General features: G+C 34.0%; 10 protein-coding genes. 8 read left to right on the top strand and 2 right to left on the bottom strand.

Annotation, left to right across the window (positions count from 1 at the left end; all coding sequences use genetic code 11):
* Window positions 1-238 precede the first annotated feature (238 nt).
* The 3 genes from pfkA to EKL96_RS06980 all read left to right on the top strand — a co-directional run bounded on the left by pfkA (window position 239) and on the right by EKL96_RS06980 (window position 3,297).
* Complete coding sequence (gene pfkA / locus EKL96_RS06990) at window positions 239-1,225, top strand: 6-phosphofructokinase (protein ID WP_126460027.1); 987 nt, start codon at window positions 239-241, stop codon at window positions 1,223-1,225.
* A gap of 75 nt (window positions 1,226-1,300) precedes the next feature.
* Window positions 1,301-2,305, top strand: coding sequence for a type I glyceraldehyde-3-phosphate dehydrogenase (gap, locus tag EKL96_RS06985; RefSeq protein ID WP_126460023.1), 1,005 nt, complete (start codon window positions 1,301-1,303; stop codon window positions 2,303-2,305).
* A gap of 140 nt (window positions 2,306-2,445) precedes the next feature.
* Window positions 2,446-3,297, top strand: a complete 852-nt coding sequence (locus EKL96_RS06980; RefSeq protein ID WP_126460020.1) for an N-acetylglucosamine kinase — start codon at window positions 2,446-2,448, stop codon at window positions 3,295-3,297.
* 155 nt (window positions 3,298-3,452) lie between these two features.
* On the opposite strand, the gene EKL96_RS06975 is transcribed toward EKL96_RS06980, so the two are convergent.
* Together EKL96_RS06975 and EKL96_RS06970 are read right to left on the bottom strand one after the other, a co-directional pair.
* A complete protein-coding gene (locus EKL96_RS06975) occupies window positions 3,453-3,833 on the bottom strand; it encodes a RidA family protein (protein WP_126460017.1) in 381 nt (126 codons plus the stop codon).
* A gap of 49 nt (window positions 3,834-3,882) precedes the next feature.
* The gene (locus EKL96_RS06970) at window positions 3,883-6,633 is read right to left on the bottom strand and encodes a putative LPS assembly protein LptD (RefSeq protein WP_126460013.1); all 2,751 of its coding nucleotides are present in this window, start codon (window positions 6,631-6,633) and stop codon (window positions 3,883-3,885) included.
* A gap of 83 nt (window positions 6,634-6,716) precedes the next feature.
* Between EKL96_RS06970 and EKL96_RS06965 the strand changes: the two genes are divergently transcribed.
* The 5 genes from EKL96_RS06965 to EKL96_RS06945 all read left to right on the top strand — a co-directional run bounded on the left by EKL96_RS06965 (window position 6,717) and on the right by EKL96_RS06945 (window position 12,214).
* The gene (locus EKL96_RS06965; RefSeq protein ID WP_126460009.1) at window positions 6,717-7,874 is read left to right on the top strand and encodes an N-acetylmuramoyl-L-alanine amidase; all 1,158 of its coding nucleotides are present in this window, start codon (window positions 6,717-6,719) and stop codon (window positions 7,872-7,874) included.
* A 561-nt stretch (window positions 7,875-8,435) separates the two neighbouring features.
* Window positions 8,436-9,401 (top strand): MlaD family protein, encoded by a 966-nt coding sequence (locus EKL96_RS06960; protein WP_126460005.1) that lies wholly within the window; start codon window positions 8,436-8,438, stop codon window positions 9,399-9,401.
* Between the two features lie 5 nt (window positions 9,402-9,406).
* Window positions 9,407-10,738, top strand: a complete 1,332-nt coding sequence (locus EKL96_RS06955; RefSeq protein ID WP_126460002.1) for a (Fe-S)-binding protein — start codon at window positions 9,407-9,409, stop codon at window positions 10,736-10,738.
* Window positions 10,739-10,849: 111 nt separating this feature from the next.
* Complete coding sequence (locus tag EKL96_RS06950; RefSeq protein WP_126453357.1) at window positions 10,850-11,641, top strand: (Fe-S)-binding protein; 792 nt, start codon at window positions 10,850-10,852, stop codon at window positions 11,639-11,641.
* 90 nt (window positions 11,642-11,731) lie between these two features.
* Window positions 11,732-12,214 carry an ABC transporter ATPase gene (locus EKL96_RS06945; protein ID WP_126459999.1) on the top strand — a complete coding sequence of 161 codons (483 nt, stop codon included), beginning with the start codon at window positions 11,732-11,734 and terminating at the stop codon, window positions 12,212-12,214.
* Window positions 12,215-12,219: the final 5 nt, after the last annotated feature.

Raw genomic sequence — 12,219 nt, 5'->3', positions numbered from 1 at the left:
TCATTTGTAAATACGTAATGGATCATTGTCATAAAACAATCATAAAAACGCTTAAATTGTTAATTATCAAATAAAAATTCATTATTTTTTTATTTTGCTAAATAAAATTCGTTTTATTTTGATTTTTCGAAAACTTATTAACGAAAACGTTTGAATTTTGGTTGCTTAACTAATTTATAAAAAACACGGCTCTGTAAGTGCTGAATGTTTGCTAATTTTACACTTTAATACTTAAATAATGCCAAAAACAATAAAAAAAGTTGGTGTTCTTACTTCGGGAGGAGACTCACCAGGTATGAATGCAGCAATTCGATCCGTTGTTCGGACATGTGCGTATCATGCTATTGAATGTATAGGAATATACAGAGGATATCAGGGAATGATTGAAGGCGACTTCAAAGAAATGGGACCTCGTAGCGTAAACAACATTGTTAATAAAGGAGGGACAATTTTGAAGTCAGCACGTTCTTTAGAATTTAAAACTCCAGAAGGAAGAAAAAAAGCACACGATAACCTGATTAAAGCAGGAATAGATGCTCTAGTAGTAATAGGGGGCGACGGTACTTTTACCGGTGGTTTGTTGTTCAATAATGAATTTGATTTTCCAGTAATGGGAATTCCGGGAACTATTGATAACGATATTTTTGGGACCACCCATACGTTAGGATATGATACCGCTTTGAATACCGTTGTGGATGTCATTGATAAAATTAGAGATACCGCAAGTTCACACAATCGTTTATTCTTTGTAGAAGTGATGGGTAGAGATGCCGGTCACATCGCTTTGAATGCCGGTATTGGTGCCGGTGCCGAAGAAATTCTGATTCCCGAAGAAGATTTAGGATTAGAGCGATTATTAGAATCCCTGCAAAAAAGCAAGGCTTCTGGTAAATCATCCAGCATTGTTGTAATAGCAGAAGGAGATAAAATAGGGAAAAACGTATTTGAATTAAAAGATTACGTAGAAGCTAATTTGCCGGAATATGATGTTAGAGTTTCTGTTCTGGGCCACATGCAACGTGGCGGTTCCCCTTCTTGTTTTGATCGGGTTCTTGCCAGTAGATTGGGCGTAAAAGCAGTTGAATCTTTGCTGGAAGGCAAGTCAAAGTTCATGGTAGGGTTAAAGAACGATACAGTTTCATTGACACCTTTGGAACAAGCCATTAAAGGCAAAACAGAAATTGATAGAGAATTATTAAGAGTTTCAGACATAATGTCTACATAAAGGGATTAAAGTTTATAGTGAGGAAATTAGACTTTAGAGCAAGTTAATATTTAAATAAACAAAAATTAAAGTAAAATGTCAAAAGTTAAATTAGGAATAAACGGTTTTGGAAGAATAGGGAGAATAGTTTTTAGAGAATCGTACAACAGAGATAATGTAGAAGTAGTTGCAATTAACGATTTATTAGATGTAGATCATTTAGCTTACTTATTAAAATACGATTCAGTTCACGGACGTTTCGCCGGAAAAGTAGAAGTGAAAGACGGAAAACTTTTTGTAAACGATAAACACATCAGGATTACTGCAGAAAGAGATCCTGCAAATCTAAAATGGAATGAAGTAGATGTAGATGTTGTAGCGGAATGTACGGGTTTTTTCACTACTATTGAAACGGCAAAAGCACACATCACCGGTGGTGCTAAAAAAGTAATTATTTCTGCACCTTCTGCTGATGCGCCAATGTTTGTAATGGGTGTAAATCATGACAAAGCGTTAGCTTCAGATACAGTGGTTTCTAATGCTTCTTGTACTACAAATTGTTTGGCTCCTTTGGCCAAAGTAATCAATGATAATTTTGGAATTGTTGAAGGTTTGATGACTACTATTCATGCAACAACTTCAACTCAAATGACAAATGACGGACCATCAAGAAAAGATTTCCGTGGCGGTAGATCAGCATTAGTCAACATGATTCCATCTAGTACAGGTGCTGCAAAAGCAGTAGGAAAAGTGATTCCGGAATTGAACGGAAAACTAACAGGGATGTCTATGCGTGTTCCTACTGTAGATGTTTCAGTAGTAGATTTGACCGTTAAATTAGCAAAAGAAACAACCTATGAAGAAATCATGGCTGTTCTAAAAACAGCTTCTGAAACCACTATGAAAGGTGTTTTAGGATATACCGAAGATGCTGTAGTATCACAAGATTTCGTTTCGGATCCCCGTACTTCAATTGTGGATGCTAATGCAGGAATTGGTTTGAATTCTACTTTTTTCAAAATTGTATCTTGGTATGATAATGAATATGGTTATTCAAGCAAATTGATCGATTTATCAGTACATATTGCAGGTTTAAAATAATTAATTATATTTACAAAGTCCCGTTATCTTTATAGTAACGGGACTTTATTTTTTATTCCCTTTTTCATTTATATTTTGTTAATACCTTCCTTTATGAAAGTATTAGGAAATATAACAACAAAACCAAAAACCAGAAAAAAATGAGATTAATAGTTGATAGTGGTTCTACCAAAGCCGATTGGATTGCAATAGATACAAATGGTAAAATATTGTTTACAACTCAAACCTTAGGATTGAATCCTGAAGTACTTGAAGAAGATGAAATTATTGAACGCTTAAATGATCGTTTTGATATTTTGCAAAACAAGAAAAATGCAACCCATTTGTTTTTTTATGGAGCAGGTTGTGGTACTGAAAGAATGAAAATTGCACTGTCTCAGGTTTTTCAAAAGTATTTTCCTAATGCTATTATAGATGTCAAAGAAGATACCTATGCAGCCGTTTATGCAACGACTCCAAAGGGAGAAAAAGCAATTGTTTCTATACTGGGGACCGGATCAAACTGCAGTTATTTTGATGGCAAAGAACTCCATCAAAAAGTACAGTCATTGGGATATATCGCCATGGATGATTGCAGCGGAAATGTTTTTGGAAAAGAATTAATCAGAAAGTACTATTTTAATAAAATGCCAAAAGAACTGGCCGTTGAATTCGAGAAAGAATACAACCTTGATCCAGATGCTATAAAAAGCAAATTGTACAAAGAACCCAATCCAAATGCGTATTTAGCGACTTTTGCGAAGTTCCTGATTCAGCACAAAGAAACGGAGTTCTGCAGAAAAATTATTTTCAAAGGAATGAAATCTTTTGTGAAAAATTACATAAAACAATACGATAACTGCAAAGAAATTCCAGTTCATTTTGTGGGGTCCATAGCCTTTTATCTCAAAGAAGAGCTGCAAGAAATATTTGATAAATATGAGTTGCAATTAGGCAATGTATTGCGACGACCTATTGATGGTTTAATTGCATATCATATTGCAAATAAATAGTTTTTCAGAGTTTATTTTTATCAAAAACCACTGTTAATTTACTTTAGAGCAAGTAAATCAACAGTGGTTTTTAATTTATAACTAATTGATAACGGACATTCTGAAATCGTTTCAACCGTTTTTCTTGTTTTAATAATGAAAGCGGAAAAAAAGCACTAAAGAATAGCGATCATTGAGATTTCAATATTCACATTTTTTGGCAAACAGGCCACTTGAACTGTTTCCCGTGCCGGAGCAGTTTTCTCGTTAAAATAGGAACCATAAACCGTATTTATTTTCCCGAAATCGGTCATATCCATAATAAATATTGTGGTTTTTACTATGTTTTCAAATGTCATTCCGGCGGCTTCCAGAACTGCTTTCATATTTTGCATGACTTGTTCTGTTTCGGCTTCGATTGAATCAAGAACTAACGTTCCAGTTGCCGGATTTATTGCAATTTGACCTGATGCATACAATGTGTTTCCTTTTAGGACTGCTTGGTTGTACGGGCCAATTGGTGCAGGAGCATTTTCTGTAAAAATTATCTTTTTCATACGTTCTATTTTATGTAATTCAATTTAGTTTAAAAGTCTCCTGGCCTAATTACCGATTTATTGTACTTCGTTTGTCCCATTTGATATCGCTGAGCACGCCTGATTTTATTCCAATGAAGAATCCCCAGTTTGCATTATCACCAAATGGAGACCAGTTAAAATCCATTCTCCAGCTTAATAAATCCCTTTCAAAACGAAGCTGAGTAAAGGTAACTCCTTTTTGAACAAAATCGTACCCGGTTGATATTCCTGCTTTCCATTTTGGAGTGATATCAGCATTAGCTGAAATCATTATTGAGTTACCAATGATTTGATTCTCTCTATTATTGTTTCCATAGGTCAAAGAATAGGCAAAGGTCATATCCCACGGTAATTTTGAATTAAAAAATTCAGAAATTTTATCTTCTCTATCATCTTCCTCTTCTTCGTCAAACTGACTTCTCCTATTGTCTCCTAAGTCCGTATTGGTACCGAACAGATCATCTCCACGGCCCCCATTTCTTCGGCTTTGTTCATTTGTGTCTTTGTCTTTTTTATCATTTCCTTTACTGGAAATAGAGTAATTTAAAGTCATATTAGAACTTGTCATTCTAAAAAGGCTGCCGCCGTTGTTAATATTAAAGACATTAATTCGGTTTCCGGAGTTATCAATCGCATAGGGATCTAACGTTGCTCCAAAATTGACATTCATTTTATTTTGAAAAAGTTGGGTACCACCACTAACTCGTATCGGCGCAAAAGCTAATGAATTGACACCATCTGCATCTAAATTATAGCTGGTAGATAGGTTTAAGTTATTCAGCAGCATTATTTTTTTAGGTTCAACCTTGGTACTATCGCTATCAGTAACTTTTGCTTCAAAAGTGTTGCTCAAATCAAATCCTAACGAATTCGAATTATTCAATCCTGGGGCTCCAAAAATCCCGCTTTCAAATCTGGAATATTGTTTTGTCATTGTCCCGGTTGCATCGGATGCGTAGGTGTCATAATATTTTTCGAAACTTGGGGTATACCCATACGAAACAGATGGTCTCATGACGTGCCGAATTGATTTTATCTTTTTGTTTTCACCAAAGTTAAAAGTTCCATAAATAGTGGTTCCCAGACTTGAAGAGAAGGAATAGGTTCTAAAGGCATCAAAGCCATTAACCGTTTTATCGACTACGGTGCTTTGGTTTTGGTCAAAACTTCTTTCAATTGTTTTGGTATACCAAATTTCTTCATAATTTACGGATGTAGACGCACTGAAATATTTAAATAATTTAAAATTGGTGCTTAACGGAATACTGTGTTGGAAACCAATTTTTGCATCCCGGAACATTTGTGGCTTGAAGAATAAAGAATCGGTAGTAACAATGCTGTTTCGGCCATTCAGATTATATTGTAAATTGATGTTCTTGAAAAACCCTTTTTTTACGCCGTCTTTCCCCACAAAAGGATAAATCCGATCCACACTCAGTTGTAGTGTAGGTAGTGTCATATTGATTTCTGCGGTTTGTGTATTTTGCGAGTGAGTTGCAGTCAATGACATTCTAACTTGTGGAATTGAAGTGAATGTTTTTGAATACGACACAGAAGAACTTAAGGTATTATTTAGATTTGAACCAATATTTATCTGATTGATAGATTGTCGAAAATATTTACTACTTCCAAGATTCACAGAGGCCGAAAAACTAGAATTAGGATTCGATTTAGAGTCTTTGGAATGGGACCATTGTATGTTATAAATATTTTGTTTTAAGTAATCAGGGTAGCCTCTTTCGCTGGTAATTAAGTTTTCAAATCGAATGTTTAAGTTTCCTCTATAATTGTATCTTTTGGCATAACTGGATTCAAAACGCAACCCGTAACTGCCATTAGTATAATAATCGCCTAATACGGTTAAATCATAATTATCACTCAAGGCAAAATAATACCCTAAATTTTGCAACGAAAACCCTCGGTTGTTGGAGTCGTTATAGCTTGGTAAAATTAATCCTGAAATGCTGGTTTCTTGGCTCATTGGAAAAAAAGCAAAAGGCAATGCAATTGGAGTAGGAACATTTGCAATAACCATATTAGTCAATCCCGTAACTACTTTTTTGCCTGGGATGAATTTTACTTTGCTGGTTTGAAAATAATATTCTGGATTGTCTACATCTTTTGAAGTAGTAAAACGGGCTCCTTTTAGAAAATAAACAGAATCATTTTCTTTTTTGGTCTGCGTTGCTTTTATTTTAAATTCGCCTTGATCTGATCGTGAGTTCCAAATTAAAGCTTTTTTTGTTTTAAAATTAAATCGGATAGAATCAGGTTCAATAACATTAGTGCCCTGTTTGAAATTTGGAAACTGTGTATAAGCTCCTGTAGAATCTTTGATGCGACCGGCATATACCTCATTTTTTTCATAATTCATTACAATTATACCAGACTTCAATTCAATGTCTTGATAATACAATTCTGCGTTATTATACAAAGTAATGAGCTTTTTCTTTTGATCAATTTTAGCATATTGATCGGCTTTGTATTTTACCTTTCCGTCAAGGAATGCTTTGGTAGGCTTTATACTGTCTTTTTGTATTGAATCCTTCTCTTTTGTAGTAGTTGCAACAGTAGGAACCTTTTTGATAGTTCCTAAAGTAGTACTATCTATTTGTTTACTAACGGAAATCGCCGTCTTTTTTTTTGATATATTTTGAGAATATAATTTTCCAGACCCTAAGGATAGGAAGATTGATAATAAAACGATATTAAATAAGTTTGTATGCAAAGGTTTAAATGCTATTTTTGTAAAATTATGGCCTGTTTTTTGAGATGTCAAACTTACATATAAATTTTTGTCAAAAATAGTCAAATAAATAAATTTATACACTTAGTCTTCTAATTAAATTAACTTATAGCTTTATGCACAACACCTATAAAATTAAAATTACAATAACTTTTTTGATGACGATAATATCGCTATCAGCCTTTTGTCAATCTAATGTTTTTAAAGTAACACTTGATGCGGGGCATGGCGATCATGATTTTGGTGCTGTATATGAAGGACGAATAGAAAAAAACATAGCTTTGGCTGTCGTTCTAAAAGTTGGTAAGTTATTAGAAGCTACTCCACAAATTGATGTGAATTTTACACGAAAAACAGATGTTTTTATTGACTTAATTGAAAGAGCCAATATTGCTAACAGATTTAATGCTAATATTTTTGTGTCAATTCATTGTAATGCCAACAGAAATACCGCTGCCGATGGTACAGAAACCTACGTGATGGGTTTAAGTAAGATAGCCTCTAACCTAGAAGCGGCTAAAAAAGAGAATTCTGTAATCACTCTTGAAAAAGATTACAAACAAAAATATGAAGGATTTGATCCAAACTCTCCGGAAACTATGATTGGGATGACCTTGATGCAGGAAGAATATTTAGACAACAGTATTTCACTGGCCAGTAAGGTAGAAGATGCTTTTGCAGATTTAGGAAAAAAAATACGTGGAGGAGGAGTTAAACAAGCGCCATTTATGGTGCTTCATAAAGCCTACATGCCACGAGTATTGATAGAAATGGGGTTTATTTCTAATCCGACTGAAGGAAATAGATTAAATTCAGAAGAAGGCCAGAACGAAATTGCCAAAGCCATTGCAGGAGCTATAATCGATTATAAAAAAGAATATTTTGGAAGTGGAGAATCGGAAGCATTTGAAGTAAAGCCTTCGCAAAAAATTATTGAAAAACAAGTTAAGGATACTGCAACGCCTTTAAAATCAAAAACAAACCTTCAAGTTATTGAAACTAAAAAAGCAATCGATAATACTAAAACCTCATTCAAAGTGCAACTTTTGGCTAGTATCAAAAAAGTAGCGCTCCTGCCTAGAAATTTTAAAGGATTAAAAAATATCTCTGTTGCCTATGAAAATAGAGTCTACAAATATATGTATGGAGAAACAACGGATTACGATGAAGCAAGAAAGCAATTAACAGAGGCAAAAGAGAAAGGATATGATACTGCTTTTTTGATCGCTTTTAAAAATGGAGAAAAAATAAGCATTCAAGAAGCGATTAAATAACAAGTGCTACAGTAGTATTGATTAAAAAAATAAGTTTTATTTCGAAAATAATACGAGCGAATTCGCAATTCTAAAAGTATTTTTATTGGTCTTGTTGAACTTTTTTTCTCAGACCGATTTATTTTATTTTAATGCGGTCACGGCGGTAAAAACTCAGTAAATTTGCACAATAGTTTTGTTGAAAAGTAAATGCGCTTACGACAATATTAAAGTTAAAAAAACAGATCTAAAGATGCGTACGACGTTCAAGTAGTCTATCCCAAAACAACATATTTGTTAAACTATAACTGGTTTTATTAAATAAAAAGTTAAAAGCATCTAATTTCAAAGTGTCTGAAGAGCTTCTACTGATAGCGGATGACAGGATCATTAGTATTAGTTATAAATCTAAATATCAGATTATTATTTAGCAAAAAAAATCGATATGGTTAAACCTAAAAAGATACGTCCGGACACTTAATTGCATTTAATGTTGGAGAAAAAATAAGTGTAGAATAAGCTCTTAAATAATAACAACAACTTAAAATATTTTACATTAAATTTGTAAAAAATACTTGAATTTTGAAAATAACACGAGAAATTAAAACTGCTATCTTAGTAATTGCTTCTATTTTATTATTTATTTGGGGCTATAGTTTTTTGAAAGGAAGAGATCTTTTCACAAATTATAAAACATTTTATGTAGAATATAAAAGTGTTGAAGGTCTAGCCACATCCTCACCTGTTACCCTGAACGGTTTGGTGGTTGGTAAAGTAAATAGTATTACCATAAATGAAAACACAGGACTATTATTAGTTGAATTGCAATTGAAAACTGATTTTCCTATTTCTAAATCCAGTAGGGCTTCTATTTATGAGCCAGGATTTATTGGAGGAAAACAAATTGCAATTATCCCTAATTTTAAAGATAAAAGCTTGGCACTTGATGGTCAGAAATTGCAAGGCGGAGTGAAATTAGGACTTACTGATAAAGTAGGGGATCAATTAGCACCTCTTCAGGAAAAACTAGAAAAACTATTGTTAAGCACGGATAAATTAATTTCCGGTTTTAATAACGTTCTGGATCAAAAAGGGCAGCAGGATTTAAAACTCACTCTAGCTGAATTGAGCAAAACCATTGAACAATTTCATAAAGTGTCCTTAAATGTCAATACTTTATTAGAAACGAATAAAGCACAAATCAACGGAGTCGTTAGCAATTTTTCTAAAATATCGGGTAATTTTTCTAAAATATCAGATTCCTTGAATAAAGCCGATCTTGGAAAAACGGTAAAAAATCTCAATGCAACTCTAGGAAGAGTTGATGGTATTATGAGTGGTTTAGAATCTGGGAAAGGTTCTATGGGTAAATTGCTAAACGACGAGGCTTTCTACCAAAACATAAAAAACGCCACAAAAGAATTAGAATTATTATTGCAAGATATTAGACTTTATCCCACTCGATATGTCAATATTTCTTTATTTGGAAAGAAAAATAAACCGTATGTAGGTCCTGTAAATGATTCTATATCTAATGAAATAAAATAGCAATTATGAGCTACTTAGACAACATTTTATTTGCCGTTATATTGGTAATTGGTTTTGGTTATTTTTTCAACAGTGTTAAAAAAATCAGACGAAATATCAATCTTGGAACGGATGTAAATCGCTTTGATAATCCAAAAGCGCGCTGGATTAATATGGCCATGATAGCTCTTGGTCAATCAAAAATGGTCAAAAAACCTATCGCTGGAGCATTGCATATTATTGTCTATGTGGGTTTTATAATTATAAATATTGAATTGCTAGAAATTATTATCGACGGACTTTTTGGGACACATCGTGTTTTTGCTTTTTTAGGAACTACGTATGATGTGCTGATTGCTTCTTTCGAAATTTTAGCTTTTTTAGTTTTAGTAGCAGTTTTTGCTTTTTGGAGCAGAAGAAATGCCATCAAATTGAAAAGATTTGTAAGCTCTGATTTAAAAGGCTGGCCAAAAAATGATGCAAACTATATCTTGTATTTTGAGGTGGTTCTTATGACATTATTTTTATTGATGAACGCTTCTGATTTGCATTTACAAAATGTCCCCGGAGGTTTTTCTCATTTTATAAAAGCCGGTTGGTTTCCGATCAGTCAATTTATTGAACCTATCTTTAACGGAATGTCAAATGAATTGGTAATGTTGCTGTCAGAGATATTCTGGTGGGTGCATATTGTGGGTATCTTAATTTTTATGAATTATTTGTATTTTTCAAAACATTTACATATTCTCTTAGCATTCCCAAATACGTATTTTGCAAATCTAAATCCGCAAGGACAATTTGACAATTTAGAATCCGTTACTAAAGAAGTGAAGTTAATGATGGATCCTAATGCTGATCCTTTTGCGGCAGCACCAGTGGATGACAACGCAGTTCCAAGTAAATTTGGTGCCAGCGATATTCAGGACTTAAACTGGGTTCAATTATTGAATGCGTATACCTGTACAGAATGTGGTCGTTGTACGTCAGCTTGTCCAGCCAATATTACAGGAAAAAAATTGTCTCCACGTAAAATTATGATGGATACCAGAGATCGAATGGAAGAAGTAGGAAGAAATATTGATGCCAATAAAGGTGTTTTTATTCCGGACAACAAAACATTATTAAACGATTACATCACACCAGAAGAGCTTTGGGCATGCACTTCTTGTAATGCGTGCGTGGAAGAATGTCCTGTAAACATTAGCCCGCTTTCAATTATTATGGATATGCGTCGCTATTTAGTAATGGAACAAAGTGCGGCCCCACTGCCAATAAACGCCATGATGACTAATATAGAGAATAACGGTGCGCCATGGCAATACAATCAGCAAGACCGATTGAATTGGAAAAACGAATAGGCGTTAAATCGCGTCACTGTTTAATAGGCTATTTGTATTACGAATAACCGATTTACAAATGAAGATTTTGTCATTAACCAAATAAGCAAATAACCGAATCAACAAGATAGTATGTCAGAGAATTTAATAGTGCCTACCATGGCCGAAATGTTAGCTCAAGGGAAACAACCAGAAGTTTTATTTTGGGTGGGTTGTGCAGGAAGTTTTGACGATAGAGCGAAGAAAATAACGAAGGCTTTTGTTCGGATTTTAAATCGGGCTAATGTTCCTTTTGCCGTTTTAGGTACTGAAGAAAGCTGTACAGGTGATCCTGCCAAAAGAGCTGGTAATGAGTTTTTGTTTCAAATGCAGGCCATGATGAATATTGAGGTTTTGAATGCATACGAAGCAAAAAAAATTGTTACCGCTTGTCCACATTGTTTCAATACACTAAAAAATGAATATCCGGAATTAGGCGGAAAATACGAAGTGGTTCACCACACGGAGTTTTTGAAATCCTTGTTAGATGACGGAAGGCTGACCATTGAAGGTGGACAATTCAAGGGTAAACGAATTACTTTTCACGATCCTTGTTATTTAGGAAGAGCTAATAATGTGTATGAAGCACCAAGAGAATTGATTCTTAAATTGGATGCTGAATTAGTTGAAATGAAGCGTTCTAAAGCTAACGGTTTATGTTGCGGTGCAGGTGGAGCCCAAATGTTTAAAGATGCTGAACCTGGAAATAAGGAAGTCAATATAGAAAGAACCGAGGAGGCATTAGAAACAAAACCAGAAATTATTGCCGCAGGCTGTCCTTTTTGTAATACCATGATGACGGACGGTATTAAAAATAAAGAAAAAGAAGGCGAAGTAAAAGTGATGGATATTGCGGAACTAATTGCTAATGCGCAGGATCTTTAGTGTACAGTGTCTAAGTAATCAGCAATGCTCTATAATTTATTACACCTAACTTCATAAATCTACAATCTAAAATCACAAATCTAAAATCGTATGTACGTTCCATTTGAAAATTTACCCGAAGAATCTAAAATCTGGATTTATCAATCAAACAGAAAATTTTCGGATGCCGAATTTTCTGAAATAGAAAGCGCCTTGCAATCTTTTCTGGAAGGTTGGGCTGCGCATGGTACTAGTCTAGAATCCTCGTACCAATTAAAATACAACCGGTTTATCATTATTGCCGTAAATCAGGATGTACAAGCTGCAACAGGATGCTCTATAGATTCCTCTGTAGAATTTATTCAAAATTTAGAACAAAAATATACCGTAGATTTATTGGATAAAATGAACGTTACCTTCAAACTTGGAGAACATATAGCACACAAGCCGTTGATTGATTTCAAGAAAATGGTAAAAGATAAAGCGGTTACTGAAAATACCATCGTTTTCAATAATTTAGTTAATAATATAGAAGAATACAATGAATCCTGGGAAGTTCCTGCCATTGATAGCTGGCACAGTCGTTTTTTTTAAACAAA

The sequence above is a fragment of the Flavobacterium sp. LS1R10 genome (assembly GCF_003968825.1).
In the GTDB taxonomy this organism is placed as follows: Bacteria; Bacteroidota; Bacteroidia; order Flavobacteriales; family Flavobacteriaceae; genus Flavobacterium.
The sequence above is the reverse complement of the archived record's forward strand: the minus strand, read 5'-3'. Positions and strand labels throughout refer to the sequence as shown.

What these genes read in the sequence shown, in the direction of transcription:
- EKL96_RS06975 (WP_126460017.1), bottom strand. Translation starts at nt 3,833, where the DNA reads ATGAAAAAGATAATTTTTACAGAAAATGCTCCTGCACCAATTGGCCCG.
- pfkA (WP_126460027.1), top strand. Translation starts at nt 239, where the DNA reads ATGCCAAAAACAATAAAAAAAGTTGGTGTTCTTACTTCGGGAGGAGAC.
- EKL96_RS06965 (WP_126460009.1), top strand. Translation starts at nt 6,717, where the DNA reads ATGCACAACACCTATAAAATTAAAATTACAATAACTTTTTTGATGACG.
- EKL96_RS06950 (WP_126453357.1), top strand. Translation starts at nt 10,850, where the DNA reads ATGTCAGAGAATTTAATAGTGCCTACCATGGCCGAAATGTTAGCTCAA.
- EKL96_RS06945 (WP_126459999.1), top strand. Translation starts at nt 11,732, where the DNA reads ATGTACGTTCCATTTGAAAATTTACCCGAAGAATCTAAAATCTGGATT.
- EKL96_RS06955 (WP_126460002.1), top strand. Translation starts at nt 9,407, where the DNA reads ATGAGCTACTTAGACAACATTTTATTTGCCGTTATATTGGTAATTGGT.
- EKL96_RS06980 (WP_126460020.1), top strand. Translation starts at nt 2,446, where the DNA reads ATGAGATTAATAGTTGATAGTGGTTCTACCAAAGCCGATTGGATTGCA.
- gap (WP_126460023.1), top strand. Translation starts at nt 1,301, where the DNA reads ATGTCAAAAGTTAAATTAGGAATAAACGGTTTTGGAAGAATAGGGAGA.